General features: G+C 63.1%; 20 protein-coding genes, 1 tRNA gene and 1 other RNA gene. 11 read left to right on the top strand and 11 right to left on the bottom strand.

Translation table 11 applies throughout. The features are described 5' to 3' along the window. The first annotated feature begins 8 nt into the window (after positions 1-8). From ABDZ81_RS15195 to ABDZ81_RS15185, 3 genes are read left to right on the top strand one after another with little or no spacing between them, the layout of a single operon-like run. Positions 9-998, top strand: coding sequence for a carbohydrate ABC transporter permease (locus ABDZ81_RS15195; protein ID WP_343774858.1), 990 nt, complete (start codon positions 9-11; stop codon positions 996-998). Next, positions 995-1,918, top strand: coding sequence for a carbohydrate ABC transporter permease (locus ABDZ81_RS15190; protein WP_343774857.1), 924 nt, complete (start codon positions 995-997; stop codon positions 1,916-1,918). Before ABDZ81_RS15195 ends, ABDZ81_RS15190 begins: the two co-directional genes overlap by 4 nt. Before the next feature lie 36 nt (positions 1,919-1,954). Next, positions 1,955-3,100, top strand: a complete 1,146-nt coding sequence (locus ABDZ81_RS15185) for an ABC transporter ATP-binding protein (protein WP_343774856.1) — start codon at positions 1,955-1,957, stop codon at positions 3,098-3,100. An 89-nt stretch (positions 3,101-3,189) separates the two neighbouring features. Here ABDZ81_RS15185 and fen read toward each other — a convergent pair whose 3' ends face one another. Both fen and ABDZ81_RS15175 read right to left on the bottom strand, forming a co-directional pair. Further along, positions 3,190-4,170 (bottom strand): flap endonuclease-1, encoded by a 981-nt coding sequence (gene fen, locus ABDZ81_RS15180; protein WP_343774855.1) that lies wholly within the window; start codon positions 4,168-4,170, stop codon positions 3,190-3,192. 85 nt (positions 4,171-4,255) lie between these two features. Continuing rightward, complete coding sequence (locus ABDZ81_RS15175) at positions 4,256-4,858, bottom strand: GNAT family N-acetyltransferase (protein ID WP_343774854.1); 603 nt, start codon at positions 4,856-4,858, stop codon at positions 4,256-4,258. Positions 4,859-4,941: 83 nt separating this feature from the next. Here ABDZ81_RS15175 and ABDZ81_RS15170 point away from each other — a divergent pair, with 83 nt between their 5' ends. After that, entirely contained in the window at positions 4,942-5,337 is a 396-nt protein-coding gene (locus ABDZ81_RS15170) for a hypothetical protein (protein WP_343774853.1), read from the top strand. A 157-nt stretch (positions 5,338-5,494) separates the two neighbouring features. Here the strand turns inward: ABDZ81_RS15170 and ABDZ81_RS15165 are convergent, their stop codons facing one another. Continuing rightward, positions 5,495-5,869: a DUF7344 domain-containing protein gene (locus ABDZ81_RS15165; RefSeq protein WP_343774852.1), complete on the bottom strand. Its 375-nt coding sequence runs from the start codon at positions 5,867-5,869 to the stop codon at positions 5,495-5,497. 274 nt (positions 5,870-6,143) lie between these two features. On the opposite strand from ABDZ81_RS15165, the gene ABDZ81_RS15160 reads away from it, so the two are divergent. The 3 genes from ABDZ81_RS15160 (at position 6,144) to ABDZ81_RS15150 (ending at position 7,650) form a co-directional block, all read left to right on the top strand. Beyond that, a complete protein-coding gene (locus ABDZ81_RS15160; RefSeq protein WP_343774851.1) occupies positions 6,144-6,416 on the top strand; it encodes a ribonuclease P protein component 4 in 273 nt (90 codons plus the stop codon). Between the two features lie 113 nt (positions 6,417-6,529). Further along, entirely contained in the window at positions 6,530-6,775 is a 246-nt protein-coding gene (locus tag ABDZ81_RS15155; RefSeq protein WP_343774850.1) for a YhbY family RNA-binding protein, read from the top strand. Further along, the gene (locus ABDZ81_RS15150) at positions 6,775-7,650 is read left to right on the top strand and encodes a mechanosensitive ion channel family protein (RefSeq protein ID WP_343774849.1); all 876 of its coding nucleotides are present in this window, start codon (positions 6,775-6,777) and stop codon (positions 7,648-7,650) included. Before ABDZ81_RS15155 ends, ABDZ81_RS15150 begins: the two co-directional genes overlap by 1 nt. Positions 7,651-7,799: 149 nt before the next feature. Here the strand turns inward: ABDZ81_RS15150 and ffs are convergent. Next, positions 7,800-8,111: signal recognition particle sRNA (gene ffs / locus ABDZ81_RS15145), an RNA gene on the bottom strand. A 167-nt stretch (positions 8,112-8,278) separates the two neighbouring features. After that, the gene (locus ABDZ81_RS15140; RefSeq protein WP_343774848.1) at positions 8,279-8,698 is read right to left on the bottom strand and encodes a DUF7548 family protein; all 420 of its coding nucleotides are present in this window, start codon (positions 8,696-8,698) and stop codon (positions 8,279-8,281) included. A 98-nt stretch (positions 8,699-8,796) separates the two neighbouring features. Here ABDZ81_RS15140 and ABDZ81_RS15135 point away from each other — a divergent pair, with 98 nt between their 5' ends. Further along, positions 8,797-9,156 (top strand): DUF5798 family protein, encoded by a 360-nt coding sequence (locus ABDZ81_RS15135; RefSeq protein WP_343774847.1) that lies wholly within the window; start codon positions 8,797-8,799, stop codon positions 9,154-9,156. A 76-nt stretch (positions 9,157-9,232) separates the two neighbouring features. Here the strand turns inward: ABDZ81_RS15135 and ABDZ81_RS15130 are convergent, their stop codons facing one another. The 3 genes from ABDZ81_RS15130 to ABDZ81_RS15120 form a co-directional block, all read right to left on the bottom strand. Beyond that, a complete protein-coding gene (locus ABDZ81_RS15130) occupies positions 9,233-9,643 on the bottom strand; it encodes a CoA-binding protein (protein WP_343774846.1) in 411 nt (136 codons plus the stop codon). Positions 9,644-9,706: 63 nt separating this feature from the next. Beyond that, positions 9,707-10,324 (bottom strand): RAD55 family ATPase, encoded by a 618-nt coding sequence (locus ABDZ81_RS15125; RefSeq protein ID WP_343774845.1) that lies wholly within the window; start codon positions 10,322-10,324, stop codon positions 9,707-9,709. A 142-nt stretch (positions 10,325-10,466) separates the two neighbouring features. Then, entirely contained in the window at positions 10,467-11,321 is an 855-nt protein-coding gene (locus tag ABDZ81_RS15120; RefSeq protein ID WP_343774844.1) for a geranylgeranylglycerol-phosphate geranylgeranyltransferase, read from the bottom strand. Positions 11,322-11,416: 95 nt separating this feature from the next. On the opposite strand from ABDZ81_RS15120, the gene ABDZ81_RS15115 reads away from it, so the two are divergent. The 3 genes from ABDZ81_RS15115 to ABDZ81_RS15105 all read left to right on the top strand — a co-directional run bounded on the left by ABDZ81_RS15115 (position 11,417) and on the right by ABDZ81_RS15105 (position 13,596). After that, a tRNA-Arg gene (locus ABDZ81_RS15115) sits at positions 11,417-11,491 on the top strand. A gap of 664 nt (positions 11,492-12,155) precedes the next feature. Beyond that, positions 12,156-12,500: a hypothetical protein gene (locus tag ABDZ81_RS15110; RefSeq protein ID WP_343774843.1), complete on the top strand. Its 345-nt coding sequence runs from the start codon at positions 12,156-12,158 to the stop codon at positions 12,498-12,500. Continuing rightward, positions 12,493-13,596 carry a tyrosine-type recombinase/integrase gene (locus ABDZ81_RS15105; protein WP_343774842.1) on the top strand — a complete coding sequence of 368 codons (1,104 nt, stop codon included), beginning with the start codon at positions 12,493-12,495 and terminating at the stop codon, positions 13,594-13,596. Before ABDZ81_RS15110 ends, ABDZ81_RS15105 begins: the two co-directional genes overlap by 8 nt. 218 nt (positions 13,597-13,814) lie before the next feature. Here the strand turns inward: ABDZ81_RS15105 and ABDZ81_RS15100 are convergent, their stop codons facing one another. The 3 genes from ABDZ81_RS15100 to ABDZ81_RS15090 form a co-directional block, all read right to left on the bottom strand. Beyond that, complete coding sequence (locus tag ABDZ81_RS15100) at positions 13,815-14,111, bottom strand: PadR family transcriptional regulator (RefSeq protein WP_343774841.1); 297 nt, start codon at positions 14,109-14,111, stop codon at positions 13,815-13,817. A gap of 208 nt (positions 14,112-14,319) precedes the next feature. Further along, complete coding sequence (locus tag ABDZ81_RS15095) at positions 14,320-14,634, bottom strand: HalOD1 output domain-containing protein (protein WP_343774840.1); 315 nt, start codon at positions 14,632-14,634, stop codon at positions 14,320-14,322. Between the two features lie 483 nt (positions 14,635-15,117). After that, positions 15,118-15,516, bottom strand: a complete 399-nt coding sequence (locus ABDZ81_RS15090) for a DUF7344 domain-containing protein (protein WP_343774839.1) — start codon at positions 15,514-15,516, stop codon at positions 15,118-15,120. Positions 15,517-15,557 lie beyond the last annotated feature (41 nt).

Here is a 15,557-nt window from a genome sequence, read left to right as displayed (position 1 = left end):
TTCCTCCCATGGACAATTTATTCGATAAATTACGACGGTTACGGGCTGATGAAGGCGACGAGCCGCCGGTACGAACGGACGGCGGGACCGCCACCGATTCGTCGCGGAGCGGGTTCCGCGAGTTCCTGGGCAGCGACTTCGTCCAGTCGATGCCGTTCTGGCTTCCCCCGTTCCTGCTGGCGGGCTTTTTCGTGTACGGGGCGATCGGCTGGAACCTGCTGATCTCGCTGACGGACTCGTCGGGGTTCGGCCCCGTCGATTACTCGTCGCTGGACTTCGAGATGTACGCCCGGGCGTTCAACGACCCGGCGTTCATCGAGGCGACGCGCAACACCCTCGTGTTGCTGATCGGGTTCATCGGGATCTGCCTCGTGTTCGGCCTGCTGCTGGCGATCCTGATCGACCGGCACATCCGCTTCGAGAACACGTTCCGGACGATCTACCTGCTGCCGATGAGCCTGTCGTTCGTCGTGACGGCCCAGTTCTGGCTCTGGATGTACAACGTCAACAACGGGATGGTCAACGCCTTCCTCGGCCTGTTCGGGCTGGGGCCGTTCAACTTCATCGGGAACCCCGAACTGGTGCTGCCGGCGGTGATCTTCGCGCTCATCTGGCAGTTCAGCGGCTACGCCATGGTCGTGTTCCTGGCGTCGTTGCGCGCGATCCCGCAAGAACACTACGAGGCCGCCCGCGTCGACGGCGCGAGCACGGTCAAGATGTACTGGCGGGTGATCATCCCGCAACTGACCAACGCCGTCATCAGCGCGCTGGTCGTCCTGATGGTGTTCGGCCTCAAGGCGTTCGACTTCCTGTACGCGCTGGTCGGCGGGTTCCAGCCGCCTAACGGCGCGGACATCCTGCCGACGCTGATGGTGCGCGTCGCGTTCCAGAAAAACCAGTGGGCGTACGGATCCGCCATCGCCATCCTGCTGTTCCTGCTGGCGTTAGGCGTGATCGCGCCCTACCTCTACTACGAATACAAGCAGGGGACCATATGACAGACGCAACGACGACGCAGACCGAACAGACAGAACAGACGCTCACCGACCAGCTCAGCCTCTACCGGGTGGGGCTGTACGCGGTGTTGCTCACGCTGGTCGGGTTCTTCCTCGCGCCGATCGAGGCGGGCCTGGTCACCTCGTTCAAGACGACCACCGCCGTCACCGAGACCGTCTCGTACATGCCGCCCGGCCCCGAGGGGTTCACCCTCCAGAAGTGGGAGACGGCGTTCGATCAGCTCCTTCGCGGGCTGATCAACAGCTTCGTCTTCGCCGCGCCGGCGACGGTGATCTCGGCGCTGCTGGGAAGCATGACCGCCTACGGCCTGACCCAGATCGACTGGCGGGGACAGATCCCGCTGCTGGCGCTGCTGATCGCCGGGATCTTCATTCCCTATCAGGCCGTGCTGGTGCCGCTGTCGCGCATCTGGTCGGTGTACATCCCGCTGGGCGACCTGCTGTGGTTCGTCTGGGCGATCCTCGGCATCTCGGACGACTACGGGCGACTGATGGCGCTGAGCATCTCGCACATCGCCTACGGGATTCCGATCTGTACGCTGCTGTTCAGATCGTACTACAAGTCGATGGACATCGACATGATCGAGGCGGCGCGCCTCGACGGCGCGAGCGTGCGCAAGATCTACCAGCGCGTCGTGTTGCCGCTGTCGACGCCGATGTTCGCGGTCGTCCTGATCTACCAGTTCACCCAGATCTGGAACGACCTGCTGTTCGCGCTGATCTTGCTGTCGAGTTCGAGTAGCCCGGCGGCGCCCGTCACGCTGATCCTGTCCGGGCTGGGCGTCGCCCAGCAGGGGCTCGACTTCGCGCTCCGGATGTCCGGGGCGCTGCTGACGGCGCTGCCGACGCTGATCATCTACATCCTGTTCGGCGAGGAGTTCGCCGAGGGGGTGGCGAGCTAAGCATGACCACGACACCTATCACACGGAGGTACACCGATGGCTGAGCTGACGCTGGAGAACGTAACGAAAGTGTTCACGGACGACGACGGGTCGGACATCGTCGCCGTCGACGACGTGACGTTCGACATCGACGACGGCGAGTTCCTCGTGCTCGTCGGCCCGTCGGGCTGTGGCAAGTCGACGACGCTGCGGATGGTCGCGGGGCTCGAGACGGTCACGAGCGGCCGGATCTCGCTGGACGGGCAGAACCTCGTCGGGCGCGATCCCCAGGATCGGGACATCGCGATGGTGTTCCAGTCCTACGCGCTGTACCCCCACATGACCGTCCAGGAGAACATGAGCTTCGGACTGGAGGAGTCGACGGACATGCCCGACGACGAGATCGAACGGCAGGTCACCGAGACCGCCGAGATGATGGGCATCGGCGATCTGCTCGATCGGAAACCCGGCGAGCTCTCCGGCGGGCAGCAACAGCGCGTCGCGCTCGGCCGCGCGATCGTCCGCGAGCCCGCGGTGTTCCTGATGGACGAGCCGCTGTCGAATCTGGACGCCAAGCTGCGCTCGCAGATGCGCACGGAGCTCCAGCGCCTCCAGGAGGATCTGGGGACGACGACGATCTACGTCACCCACGATCAGACCGAGGCGATGACGATGGCGGACAAGATCGCCATCCTCGACGACGGGAAACTCCAGCAGGTCGGCACGCCCCTGGAGTGTTACCACGAGCCCGCGAACCTGTTCGTGGCGGGGTTCATCGGCGAGCCGTCGATGAACTTCTTCGACGTCGAGCGCGTCGGCGAGAAACTCGTCCACGACGACTTCGAGTACCCGCTCTCGGAGGAAACAGCGGCGGCGGTGTCGGACACGAACGACCTCGTGCTCGGGATCCGCCCCGAGGACATCGAGCTCAAGACCGAGGGCGACGGTCCGCACGACTTCGACACGGTCGTCGACGTCGTCGAGCCGATGGGCGACGAGAACAACGTCTACCTGCAGTTCGGCGAGGGCGGCGACGTCGAGACGTTCGTCGCCAACATCAGCGGGATGCAACACGTCGAGCCCGGCCAGCCGATCGTCGCGCACATCCCCGAGGCGGCGATCCACGTGTTCGACCAGTCGTCGGGCAAGGCGCTCCGGAACCGCAAGCTCGACGAGGTCGAGGAGCTGTCCGTTCAGCTCTAACCCGGTCAACCGCTCGGTTCACTTTCTTCGCGACGCCACCCGCACAGATCCACCTGCCGAGGCCGGTCAGGTCCACCTGCCCAGGCCGGTCAGGTCCACCTGTCGAGGCCGGTCTGGGTCACCGACTCTTCGATCCGCTCGAACCCCCGACTAACTTCGTCGGCGTCGACGCCCCACTCCTCGCAGACGAACCGGCGCGCGGCGTCGACGTCCGGCGAGGGATCGGCGTCGAACGCGTAGTCATCCTCAACGGGCGGGTCCAAAAATAGCGAGCGCAGCCGGTCGGCGTGCTCGACGTGGGCGTTCTTCTCCTCCAGCGCGCCCCACAGATCGCCGTGCTCTTTGACCAGTTGTACTGCGGTCTTCGGCCCGACGCCGTCGACGCCGGGGTTGAAATCCGTTCCGCAGAGGATGCCGACGTCGACGAGTTGCTCCCAGGTCAGGTCGTGTTTCGCCAGCGTCGCCTCGAAGTCCATCCGCTCTGGATCGCCCTTGCTGGTGAGCTGGCGGAGCGTGACGGGCGACCCGAACAGCAGGGCGTCGTAGTCCTCGGTACCGGCGTAGTCCACGTCGCCCGATCGGGCCATGTAGGCGGCCTGCGCTTCCCCCTCGGCGGGCGCCTCGACGATCGGCACGTCGAGCAGTTCGAGCAGTTCGCGCGACGTCTCGTGGATCGTCTCGGTCAGGCGCTGGGTCTGGGAGTCGAGCCGCGCGACCGCGACGTCGTCGCCGCGCTCCCGGGCGTCTTCCAGCTTCTCCTCGCGCTGCTCGCGGTCCTCGCGGCGCGATTCGATCTCGTCGCTCTTGAGATCCGTGGGCGTCCCGTCGAACACGAACACCGGCGAGAGATCGTTCTCGAAGAACTTCGGCAGCCCCTGGACGATGCCGATCAGGTTGGCGACCTCCGTGCCGTCGGCGGTCGTGTACGCCTCGTCGGCGGTGAACCGCACCGTCGTCGTCAGGTAGCGGTACAGCCAGTTGTGCGCGTCGACGGCGACGACCGAGCCCTCGAGCTCGTCGAACGCCACCGACTCGATCGCGGCGAGATCGCGGAGCGCGGAGTTACCCATCGGCTCGAAGTAGGGAGCGGGAGGCTTTGAAGATGATCCTTCGAGACCACGCGGCGTGTGCAGTTGCCGAGGCGGCGCGGCGCGTTCACGCCTCGTCGAGGTCGATCGACTCCGGCGGTTCGCCGTCGAGCCGCGCGGCGACGAACTCCCGTTCGGCGTCGATCAGAACGTCGCGGCCGCGGTACTCGCGGAGTCCGTCGCGGTACTGTCCGACCCGATCGTTGGCATCGTGCCGCGCCAGCGCGGACGCCGGCGGGTGTTCCATGACGAGTTCCGCGATCCCGGTTTGCTCTCCGGTGTAGCCGAACCCGGCCTTCCAGGCGGCCTCGTACGCGAACGGGTTGTTCACGGCGATCCTGATTCGCTCGTATCCTCGGCTCGTCGCTCGCTCGACGATTCGAGCGAGCAGTCGCGGGCCGAGCCCCTCGCCGCGCCGATCCGCTCGGACGGTGACGTACCGAAGCCAGAGCGTGTCGGCGTCCGTCCGATCCTCGTTGAACGCGACGGCCGCGAGAACGGCCTCGGAGTCGTCGTCCCGCTTGTCGTCGGTGATCGTCGCGTCGGCGTCCGACAGCAGCACCGCCTTGCCCGTACTGGACATGACGAACTTGCCGGCGTAGCTAAAGCGCTCGTGATCGAGCGAGAGCGTCGGTCCGTCGGCCGGCCAGCCGAGCACCGCGAAGGGCATACTCGCCGGTACGGTCTCGGGGGCGGTAAGTGCCCCGGAGGCGGACAAAAACCCTTTTCGGTGCGGCGAGTGAATCCGGGGACATGGCCGAAGACGAATCCGCGAACGACGAGACCGAGGCCGAACAGGACGGCGAGGAGAAGTCGTTCCGAGAGCGCGTCGAGGAGATCCGAGAGAAGCGCGCCGAGGAGGCCGAGGAGGGCGAGGGCCCGCCCGAGGGCGGCATGGAAGAGATGATGGGCGGCGGCCCGCCCGGCGGCATGGGCGGCGGTGGCGGCAACCCGTTCGCGCAGATGATGAGCGGCATGATGGGCGGCGGCCCCGGCGGCGCCGGTCCGGGCGGTCCCGGCGGCCGCGACGGGCAAGAGGAGAGCCCGGGCAACGAGGAGCTCACCCGTGAGGTCCGACAGCTCCGCGACGAAGTGCGCGACGCGACGCGACAGCTCCAGCGCATCGCCGACGCGCTCGAAGACGACTGATCGCCGCGGGTCGCTCTACGACACCCGGTCAGGCTCTTTTAGGACGTCGTCCCCGCCGAGCAGCCGTGGCTCCGAGGTATTCTGGTAACGTTAGCGACGAAAAAAGCGCCACGCCGATCCGTTCGTTCCGACCCGATTCGACGAGCGCGACTGCCGATCAGGGTTCCGCGAAGTGCTGGGTCAGGATGTCCGCGACGAGCCGGAAGTTCTCGTCGGGCGCGACCATGTCCAGCTCCTGGTCGTAGGCCACGACGTCGGCGTCCGCGAGCTTCGGAACGTCGGAGTGGTACAGCATCATGTACGTGTCCCTGACGCTCTCCGGGTCGATCTCCGTGATGTCCGCGTCGGCTTCGTCGACGGTCACCTCCTCGGCGATGTCGGGCAGACTGACGCGGCCGTGCCTGTGGACGAGCCACAGCGCGTGTCTGCGCCGGCGGTTCGAGAGGAGTTCGAAGGCGCGACTCTTGGAGAGCTCGGACCGACTCGCGTCGGTCGTCTCCTCGGCCTCGCGCCCGGAGCGATCGTCGTTCATTACGCGTCGATACCGGGTTCACGGGCATACGTATTGTGATTCGTAGCCAACGGTTATATCGGCGTATCGCGGTCTGTCGTGCAGAAAATCGGGCTATATCACGAATTCGGCAGCCCCCACGAGTTCGCCGCCCCAGCGGGCCGGAACAGCGGCTCGCGGGTGGGAAAGCAAAAAATACTTGTTTCCCTCGCGCAGTTTGGTCAGTGGGGCAATACGGGACGTCCTCTCTCCTTGTCCTGGCTGCCCCGGAATCCCCCACTCCCCCCACTTTCCGATGACCCTCGCAGACGAGCGCATCGACCGACTTCACGAGCTGGCACGGGACGCGACCGTCGAGTGCGATCAGGACCGCGCCCGATACTACGTCCGCCTGGCGCGCCGGATCGCCGAGCGCCAACGCCGACAGTTTCCTCGATCGTTCGAGCGCTCGACCTGCGACGCCTGCGACGCGTACCTCCGGCCGGGCAAGAACGCCCGGACCCGGCTGCAGGACGGTCACGTCGTCGTTACGTGCGACTGCGGCAGCCAATCGCGCTACCCGTACTGACGGGCATCTGACCGCCGCTCCTGCCCCGTCCGGCCGAACGAGCGGTCGAAGCGGCCGTTTTCCCTGTCGAAGACCCAAGAGTGAAAGCGTTTCAATCCGAAGGGACGCTCATCATGTCGGACGAAGATTTACAACGAAAAGCCCACGATCTCGACGTCACCGTCTGGGTCGGAAAAGGGGGCGTCGAGTCGGTCGTCGACGAACTCGCCGACCAGCTCGACGACCGGGACCTCGTGAAGGTGAAGTTCCTCCGGGCGGCCCGCGGCGGCACCTCGACCGAGGAGCTGGCTGAAGACCTCGCCGATCGCGTCGACGCCGAACTGCTCCGGACGCGCGGACACACGGCGGTGATGCACTGATGGGCGTCATCGAAGTCGCGCTCGAAAACGTCGGGATCCCCGGCGTCGTCGCGCAGACGATCGAGTCGGCCGCGCTGTTCGTCATCGCGTTCGGCGTCGTGTACGTCCTCGGCAAGACGGTCGTGATGCCGCTGGTGGGGCGGACGCTCGACCGGCGCGACCTCGACGACCACGCCAAGAAGCCGCTCCAGCGGCTCGCCTGGGGGCTGGTGCTGTTCGCGGCGGTGGGAGTCGCCTTCGCCGCCGGCGGGTTCGGCAACATCCTCACGGCGCTGGCGACGATCGCCGCCGCCGCCGCGCTGGCGATCGGGCTGGCGACGCAGAACGTCATCAGCAACTTCGTCTCCGGCGTGTTCATCTACGCCGACAAACCGTTCCGCATCGGCGACTGGATCGAGTGGAACGACAACTCGGGCGTCGTCGAGGACATCAGCCTGCGCGTGACCCGCGTGCGGACGTTCGACAACGAACTGCTCACGGTGCCGAACTCGGACCTGACGAGCAACGTCGTCAAGAACCCCGTCGCCAAGGAGAAGCTGCGCCTGAAGTTCGTCTTCGGCATCGGCTACGACGACGACGTCGAGCAGGCGACCGACATCATCGTCGAGGAAGCCGAGAGCCACCCCGACATCATGGACGACCCCGCGCCGTCGGTCCGGCTCACCGAGCTTGCCGACTCGTACGTCGGCCTCCAGTCCCGGATCTGGATCGACCAGCCCAGCCGCGCCGACTACGTCAAGACGCGCGGCGAGTACGTCACGAACGTCAAAGCTCGCTTCGACGAGGTCGGCATCGACATCCCGTACCCGCAGCGCGAACTCAGCGGCGATCTCGAGATGTCCGAACTGGCCGAGACGCCCCAGCCCGCCGAGTAGCACCCCTCTTCTCCTCTCGCAGTTTCGAGGCTGGTAGCGGAGCCGGAACAACTGGGACCGGGGCGACACCTCGCTCGCGACGCTCCGGCGTCGAACGGCAGCATCGAGCGACGGCGCTCGCGCTCGACGACTGAATACGAAGTATGAATGGACGGACGCCCGGGGTTGCCCGGCGTTCCCGGCCGGGGAAGCCCGGTTGCCTCCTCCACCCCGCGACCCATCGAGCGACCATCGTCCGGCGGTCCGCTGCTCGCTTCCGCGCCTGACGGTGTGTCGCCGGCGAATCGCGACGGGACGTCCCTGCGGACGATCGTCGCGAACCGTGGCCCCCGATGGACGAGGCTTCCACGTCGGCTCCCGGGGCCCGGACGGGTCTGTCCGGACGCACCCAGGGTTCGGCCCCCGCTGAAGACCATAGTGCGGGTTGCGAGCAGGGCCTAACTGCCCGGCCTAGTCCACCTCAACATACCCGCCGGCATCTTAAGGACCTTTCGACTCGATCCGTCGATCGCCCCGACGCCGTCGCGTGATCGTCGCCGAAAAGGGACAGGATACCGATCGCCGAACGTCGGCCTCGTCACGCCGCCGGCGTCGCTGCGCCGTCGACATCGCTGCGCTGCCGCCGCGTTCAGACGAGATCGAGCGCCCGCACGTACCAGAGCGCGCTGGCCAGCACGCCGAGCGCGCCGACGGCGAGCAGCCAGCGGTGGTACTCGAGCCACGCCGCGGTGCCGAGCTGCTGGACGAGATCTCCGGGCACCGCAACGGCCCAGTACAGCGCGATCGCCGCGGCCGCCACGCCGAACACGAGCGTCGCGCCCGCGATCGTGACGGGATCGGTCCGCTCCTGCCGGCCGGCCGCGAACGCCACGATCGAGAGCAGCCCCAGCATCGCGACCGGCCACGGGCCGACGATACCGTGGGCGTAGTACGTCTGGAGCCCCGAACTTGCGGCGCTCGACAGGACAAGGAAGGGAGCGAACGCGACGAGCACCGTGACGGCGCTCGCGACGATGCCCGCCGACGGCGGCGTCCGGACGGTAGCCATACGGGCCACTGGGATCGCACACCGCATAAGGACGGCGTTCGCCGACGCTCTCTCGACCGATCGGAAAGCCCACAAGGGGCCGGCACGAACTCGCGCCCATGGGACTCGGCTCTACCGCGAAGAAGGTCCAGAAGCTCGCCGACCGCGCCGAACAGCTGTACGCGCAGCTCAAGGACGTCCGCGAGCGGGTCATCTCGCTCGAACGGCAGGTCGAGGAGTCAAACGAGCGCGTCTCGGCGCTCGAAACCGACTCGGAGAAACAGCTCGTCCTGCTGAAAGCGATCGCCGAGGAGCAAGGAATCGACGCCGATCAGGTGCTCGCCGACGCGGCCATCGACGAGGCCGAGGACGACACCGAAGACGCCGAGTCGGAGTCGTCGACGGACGGCGACGCCACGAACGACGCCGACGAATCAGACGAGTCCGCGGAGTCCGGGACGCCGAGCGCCGACGCCTGACCGGCGTCCGAACGTATCGCGGCGCGGCGTCGCTTCTCCGAATACGGCTGTTTCTGCGTGCTCCCGGCCTCCCGTTCTACCGGGCGCGCTTGCCGTGCTCGACCTTGATGCAGCGATCCTGTACCACTCGCTTGCCGGCTTCGCGGGCCCGCGCTGCGGCCTCGTCGTCGGAGATACCCAGCTGCGTCCAGACTACCTCCACGTCGTCCCGATCGATCGCCTCGTCGACGATGCCGGCGACCTCCTCGCTGGGCCGGAACACGTCGACGACGTCGACCGTTTCCTCGATGTCCGCCAGCGAGTCGTAGACCTTTCGGCCGAAGATCTCGTCGGCGTACGGGTTGATCGGAACGACCTCGTAGCCGTGTTCGAGCAGGTAGCTGGGAATCTCGTGGGCGTCCTTGCCCGGCGTCGACGAACAGCCCACGACTGCGATCACGTCGGCGTCCAGCGCGGTCTCGATCGCATCGTCCTCGTCGGATGCCATGCGTGAACGAAAGTACCGCGGGGAGAAAAGCGCTTGTGAGGGTAGCACCCGTCAGGGACGCGATCAGGCGATCCGGAGCGTCGGCGTCTGGGCGTCCTCCTCGCTGACTTCGATGACGCCGTCGAACAGCTGTTTGAGCGTGTTCATCGTCTGATCGTCGTGAGCGGTCGAGTCGATCACGTACAGTCCGAGCGCGTCGGCGCTCTGGACCCGGCCGGTGAACACGTGCAGGAAGCGAAAGACGGTCTGGAGATCGGAGTACATCAGCAGCGTCGACACCGAGTGCAGGAGGACGCGGTTTTTGGTGAGTCCGCGGCGCTCGTAGAACTCCTGGAGGAACTCCGAGAGCTTGATCCCGATCCCGGTCATGTCGACGGGCGAGGAGGCGTACTTCAGCTGGGGGCTGTCCTCGACGTTGCTCACGCCGCGCTGCTTGGTGACGCAATCGACGATCCCCACCGGCTTGCCTTCGATGCCGTCGACGCGCTTCTCGTACTCGTCGAGGATCTTGTCCCCGCCGTCTTTGGTCGTGACTGCGATCGCACCTTCCCCCTGGGCGGTCCCGTTCGCGAGAATGTCGAGCGCGAGACGGCGTTTCCCCGCCATCGGAGGGCCGGTGATCAGGAGATTCGTGCCGGGATCGAGTTCGGCGTCCGGGAGGACGTCAGCCAAGTCATACATAGTATCACTCGTGTGCCGGCGACAGCCTGACGTCGGCTGTCGTGTCGCGGAGAGTCTTGATGTTAACCTACAGTGACCGCCATATATTACTTTTGATTACTCGAGTGTCAGACCGGATTCTTGCCGCCTGCGCGCCGAGACCCTACGCTTGCGCCCCCGCGACGACGGCGGCGCGACCGACCACGAATGCCAGCGCCGCGACGAACATTCCGTACTTGAGGTACTCCTGACCGGCGGTCGGATCGGTGTAACTTTTGGCCACTGCCAGCAGCATCACGGCGTCGGCCGGCACCACGACCAGGAGATACGCCGCGCCGAAGATCTCGAGGAGGTAGGGCAGCGGGCTCGCCGCGACGGCCACGACCAGCAGCGCGGCGGCGACGTGGAGCGAACGGCGCTCCCCGATCGCGATCGGTAGGGTGTTGAGCCCCTCCTCGCGGTCGCCGGCGACGTCCTCGACGTCCTTGACGATCTCACGGGTCAGCGTCGACAGCGCGGCGAGCGCGAACAGCACGGCCGACGGGCCGACGTTCCCGACGGCGGCGCCGCCGAACAGGAACGCGCTTCCGCCGAGGTACGCCACGACCGCGTTGCCAACACCCGGCAGCCCCTTGAACAGTTTCGTGTACGCGATCAGCGCGAGCAGGTTGACCGCCGCGATCGCCAGCGCGAGCCGCGGCAGCGTCAGCGCCAGCGCGATCGCGCCGACGAACAGCGCCAGGCTGAACGCCAGCGCGCCCCGCGGGCTCACGGCGCCCCGCGGGATGGGCCGATCGGGCTGGTTGATGCGATCTATCTCTCGGTCGAAGTAGTCGTTGATCGCGTTCCCGGCGCCGGTCGCCAGCATCGTGGCCGCGATCGCCGCTCCGGCGTCGACCGGCCGAGCGACGACGCCGCCCGCGACGAACGCGCCCACGAACGTCAGCACGCCGGCCGCGACGGCGTTCCCCGGCCGCGTCACCTCGACGTAGCCCCGAATCCGGGCTCCGACATTCATACCCGCTACTGTCCGACCGCCCCCGAATAAATGACCCGGTCCCCGTACAGGGAAATCAGTGGGTTTAAATTCGTCTCGGCCGGACGGTGTATCGAGGGCGCTTAGCTCAGTTTGGACAGAGTACTTGGCTTCGGACCAAGCTGTCGCGGGTTCAAATCCTGCAGCGCCCATCCGTTTTCATGATGGTTAGGATTCCACAGACGGCGGAGGGTTGCTTATAAAGAACCCCCCGTCGGCCGAGGTAGATTCCATCATGCTGCGTGATGCGGGTCGACGCCGTCATACGGTTCGCAGGATCTCAAACGTGTAGAACCGTGTTAAATGTTCGTGAATCGGCTCAGGTCTGCGCGCGAGTTAGTGGTGGAGCGCGCGCCAACTCTAACTGGTTCGCTGTCGCACGCAGCGTGCGCCGTTCTCACTGTGCGTGCGACAAACCTCGTGTTCGTCTAACGCTCAGTGAGTCACGCTCACTGTGCGTGAGAACTACCACTTCTCAAACAAATATTGGCGCGTTTATCATTCGAGCAAAATTCGGGGAGTAGAGACAGGTGAGAGCCATCTTATGTAGCTATCCCGGGTATTTCCTATCATATCTCTGAGGCTGACCCTTAAGTCAATGTGACTAACGAGGTTCAGGTGCCATGCGAGATCAGAAAGGAACGGCCTCAATACGCGCTATCTATGCCCGGTATCCCCGTGAACCAAAGATAGCGCTGATCGGCCAGCGCCGGAGTCGAACCGAGCCCAACCACAGCTCGGGATCGTACAGCAGGTTGAACACCGCTGCTGATCGTCAAGCCTTGACAACTTGGCAGGACGAAGAGGTGAGTTTAGATGAGTGAACAAGAGCGACTCGACGCCTTTGAACGAGGTGGCCCCACCCATTCGACGATTGAAGAAGCTGTAGATAGCTACCTCGATCACCGGATGAACGAGTCGGAGCTCATGGAAAGCACGGTGGAAGTCGAGAAACGACGGCTCAGGTACCTTGTCGATTATTGCGAACAGCAGGGTATCGAGACGCCGCGCGAGCTGCTATCCCACGACCTCGACAAGTATCGTACTTGGCGTCGATCTGAAGCGCCTCTGAAAGTCGAGGAGCTTGCTGAATCGACTATCGTCGAGCACATGAAAACGGTCGACAGGTTTGTCGACTACGTGGAGGCGGAAGATGAGTAAGTCGGACAAGCGACAGCCATCAAGTCCTCAGGAGCCAATCCAGATCGCCGTCGACGAGGCCGTCGAAGCGTATCTCACCCGGCGCAAAACCGAGAGTAATACGACGCAAGGAACCGTCGATACTCATCGAAAGCGCCTGAACCACCTCGTGGAATACTGCGAACTCGAGGAAATCGAGTACGTCAGCGATCTCCGCGGGCACGACATCGAACAGTACCGCGAATGGCGACGGACCGAGGCTACCGAAAAGGTCGATGTGTTGGCTCCGAAGACGCTCCAAGAGCACATGAAGACGATTCGTGTCTTCATGCGCGCGATGGAGTCGATGGAGTACGTAACGCCAGGGATGGCCGATCGCGTGTACGTGCCGGAAATCGAAGACGAAGATGAGACGAGTGATGAGATCCTCGAGTATGACCGTGCAGAGGAGATCCTGAGCCACATCGCGAAAGCTGAAGGTGGAAAAGCAGAGGAGGTCGTCTGGCGACTGTTCGTGGATAGCGGTCTGAGACTCGGCAGCGTTCACTCGATCGACGTACCTGACGTTCATCTCGATGCAGAGGTGCCCCACATCGAGCTTCGAAACCGACCTGAAGAAGGAACGAACTTGAAAAATCGCGACGACTCTGAACGGCGCGTCTTCATTACGGAGGAAACCGCTGAAGCCATCGAACAGTATCTCCAGTACAATCATCCCAAGGTCACCGACGACTACGGTCGCATGCCGCTCATAGGGACGTCCCATGGTCGAGCAAATCCTTCGACCATCCGCGGGATGGTCTACAAATGGACACGGCCCTGTGAGCTCGGGGAAACGTGCCCTCACGGTAAGCAGCCCAGCTCCTGTGAAACAGCGGAGAACCGGGACAAGCCATCGGGTTGTCCATCGACTCGCTCGCCACACGACATCCGACGTGGGTACATTACTCACGTCAGTAGTGAGGGAGTCCCACCGCGAGTCCTGAGCGATCGCGTCGACGCCGAACCGGGAACAGTAAAAAAGTATTACAACAAGAACGACGACGAAGAAAAGATGCAAGCTCGTAAAGAGCTCATAGAGCGCATCATGCAGGACGAAGAAGAGGTTAACTACTAGGGATGAATTGGCCCACCTGGGATTGGGATACCTCTTCCTTCCTCCACTAACCCCGACACAATAGCCGGCTGGCGTCTCTAAACTGATCGTCTGTTAGCGATTGCTGAGTTCGAATTTCGCTAGTTACAAGAACACGACCCTGACATAGAACCGTTCTCAAGAAATTGTTTTCACCCGGACTTCAGCGAATCGGCTGTTAGATAGCTCTTGCGAATTGATCATACATTCTGCTGGACATTGCTCAACTGTTCTTGTTCCCACTCATATCTCTGGTGGAGACAATAGACTCCCTTCTCGGTAAGGAGGTAGCAGTTTGCCCGGCGATCAAGGCTCTCTTTTTTGATAAATCCATTTTCAACAAGAGTATCGAGATTGGGGTATACATTCCCGCGGTTTACTTCGGTTGCTGTTTCATCCTCGAATCGCGCTTTAATGTCTTGTCCCGTGGGATGGTCTAAACTGGCGATGATGAACAGGAGATCACGCTGAAACGCCGTTATCTTGAATAAGCTCATAGGGGAGACTCTCGAAGGTCCTCACTATTGTTATCACCTTACTTAATCGGTTATTGGTCAACTACGGGGCATGTAACCCACGTATGGCTCAGTCGGTCAGTATCTTCTCTATCTCTGAAGCTCCTGTACGTCAAGTCCAACTGGTGAATGTGTTCTCTCCACGATTCATGAGAGAACGCTCGCTCGTGACGATCAATACCGGCAGCTACTAAGACAATAGTTGTTCGGTGAGCGTCGTCTTGCCGGGGTGGACGATAATATGGGCGATCTCTTCGTGGCTGCTGACGGTCACTGTGTGACCATCGATGGTGAAGCGAACCTGAGCGACAGTCCCCGTGTTTCCATCTTGGGGACTGAGCAACGTCTCCAACGCCTCGATGTTGACGACGTCATACAGTGGCGTCCCAAGATTGTCGAGTTCTTGGTCGGTTGCTTCGAGGAGACAAACCCCAATGCTTGCGCTGAGGTCGGCTTCTCTCCAGTCGTGGTACACATGGTATGCGTCGCTGTCCGGGGGCGTCATTATATCACCCATCGGCCTGCCCGTGCAAAGCATTCACACCCAATTACTGAGGTAGTGAATCTCCTAAAATTGGTAGTACCGGGGCTTCAACGGCTTGTTTCGTCCGAGGTCAGCTACCCCGTTCTATAATCGGCTAAAAAACATTATACTGGGAAGTGGTAATTAAGGAGAGGGCCAATGTAGTATTGGATATGCAGTGTACTGAGTGTTCGGCGTCAGGAGCGCAACGGGTTCGGGTGATCTTCACTGAAGAAAAAGCTGAGGAACTTCGTCTATGCAAGGACTGCCTCAGTGAGTTTGAAGCAGGTGGCCTTGTAGTGGATGTGACTTCGATTGAGAACGTCCCTGATTCTGAGGAGGTGATCACTGAGGGATCAACCGACGATGAGCTATGACTGTAGTAAGCCACCAGACCATCTCACTGCACTGACGAAGTGTTCTCGATCCCGTTCAGGTCTGCTCCAACCGATGTAGCTCCAAATGTTAGTCCTGAACTTCGTCACGCGCTCGTTCAAGCCACGTTTCGAGTCGGTCGTCGGACCAGTATCGAAGTTGCTCAGTCCGGGTATCGTACTCGACGAGGCCAACCTCGACCAGTTTCGGCAGGTGAATGTGGTGGAGTCGCATCTCGATGCTGTCCCGGCTTGGCAGTTCACCCGTATGACTGGCCTCCTGCTGTGTGATGTGGCTCACAAGTTCATCAACCGTGGCCTCGTGATCCGCAGCGTCAGTAAGGTAGTGGAGTATCGTCCGTCGCTCGGCGTCTGCCAGGGCGTCAAATGTCGCGTCAAGTGAGAGTGGGTTAGTAGTGGCCACCGCTTGCTCTTGGTCCATTTCCTTGGCACTCTCCTTCCCGTCATCGTTGGGTGGCCCACCAGCCATGCGAAATAGTACCACGGGTCGCCCCTAAAGCATTCGGGCAA

Source organism: Natronoarchaeum mannanilyticum (assembly GCF_039522665.1).
GTDB lineage: Archaea > Halobacteriota > Halobacteria > Halobacteriales > Natronoarchaeaceae > Natronoarchaeum > Natronoarchaeum mannanilyticum.
The sequence above is the reverse complement of the archived record's forward strand: the minus strand, read 5'-3'. Positions and strand labels throughout refer to the sequence as shown.

What these genes read in the sequence shown, in the direction of transcription:
- ABDZ81_RS15195 (WP_343774858.1), top strand. Translation starts at nt 9, where the DNA reads ATGGACAATTTATTCGATAAATTACGACGGTTACGGGCTGATGAAGGC.
- ABDZ81_RS15190 (WP_343774857.1), top strand. Translation starts at nt 995, where the DNA reads ATGACAGACGCAACGACGACGCAGACCGAACAGACAGAACAGACGCTC.
- ABDZ81_RS15185 (WP_343774856.1), top strand. Translation starts at nt 1,955, where the DNA reads ATGGCTGAGCTGACGCTGGAGAACGTAACGAAAGTGTTCACGGACGAC.
- fen (WP_343774855.1), bottom strand. Translation starts at nt 4,170, where the DNA reads ATGGGTAACTCCGCGCTCCGCGATCTCGCCGCGATCGAGTCGGTGGCG.
- ABDZ81_RS15175 (WP_343774854.1), bottom strand. Translation starts at nt 4,858, where the DNA reads ATGCCCTTCGCGGTGCTCGGCTGGCCGGCCGACGGACCGACGCTCTCG.
- ABDZ81_RS15170 (WP_343774853.1), top strand. Translation starts at nt 4,942, where the DNA reads ATGGCCGAAGACGAATCCGCGAACGACGAGACCGAGGCCGAACAGGAC.
- ABDZ81_RS15165 (WP_343774852.1), bottom strand. Translation starts at nt 5,869, where the DNA reads ATGAACGACGATCGCTCCGGGCGCGAGGCCGAGGAGACGACCGACGCG.
- ABDZ81_RS15160 (WP_343774851.1), top strand. Translation starts at nt 6,144, where the DNA reads ATGACCCTCGCAGACGAGCGCATCGACCGACTTCACGAGCTGGCACGG.
- ABDZ81_RS15155 (WP_343774850.1), top strand. Translation starts at nt 6,530, where the DNA reads ATGTCGGACGAAGATTTACAACGAAAAGCCCACGATCTCGACGTCACC.
- ABDZ81_RS15150 (WP_343774849.1), top strand. Translation starts at nt 6,775, where the DNA reads ATGGGCGTCATCGAAGTCGCGCTCGAAAACGTCGGGATCCCCGGCGTC.
- ABDZ81_RS15140 (WP_343774848.1), bottom strand. Translation starts at nt 8,698, where the DNA reads ATGGCTACCGTCCGGACGCCGCCGTCGGCGGGCATCGTCGCGAGCGCC.
- ABDZ81_RS15135 (WP_343774847.1), top strand. Translation starts at nt 8,797, where the DNA reads ATGGGACTCGGCTCTACCGCGAAGAAGGTCCAGAAGCTCGCCGACCGC.
- ABDZ81_RS15130 (WP_343774846.1), bottom strand. Translation starts at nt 9,643, where the DNA reads ATGGCATCCGACGAGGACGATGCGATCGAGACCGCGCTGGACGCCGAC.
- ABDZ81_RS15125 (WP_343774845.1), bottom strand. Translation starts at nt 10,324, where the DNA reads ATGTATGACTTGGCTGACGTCCTCCCGGACGCCGAACTCGATCCCGGC.
- ABDZ81_RS15120 (WP_343774844.1), bottom strand. Translation starts at nt 11,321, where the DNA reads ATGAATGTCGGAGCCCGGATTCGGGGCTACGTCGAGGTGACGCGGCCG.
- ABDZ81_RS15110 (WP_343774843.1), top strand. Translation starts at nt 12,156, where the DNA reads ATGAGTGAACAAGAGCGACTCGACGCCTTTGAACGAGGTGGCCCCACC.
- ABDZ81_RS15105 (WP_343774842.1), top strand. Translation starts at nt 12,493, where the DNA reads ATGAGTAAGTCGGACAAGCGACAGCCATCAAGTCCTCAGGAGCCAATC.
- ABDZ81_RS15100 (WP_343774841.1), bottom strand. Translation starts at nt 14,111, where the DNA reads ATGAGCTTATTCAAGATAACGGCGTTTCAGCGTGATCTCCTGTTCATC.
- ABDZ81_RS15095 (WP_343774840.1), bottom strand. Translation starts at nt 14,634, where the DNA reads ATGACGCCCCCGGACAGCGACGCATACCATGTGTACCACGACTGGAGA.
- ABDZ81_RS15090 (WP_343774839.1), bottom strand. Translation starts at nt 15,516, where the DNA reads ATGGCTGGTGGGCCACCCAACGATGACGGGAAGGAGAGTGCCAAGGAA.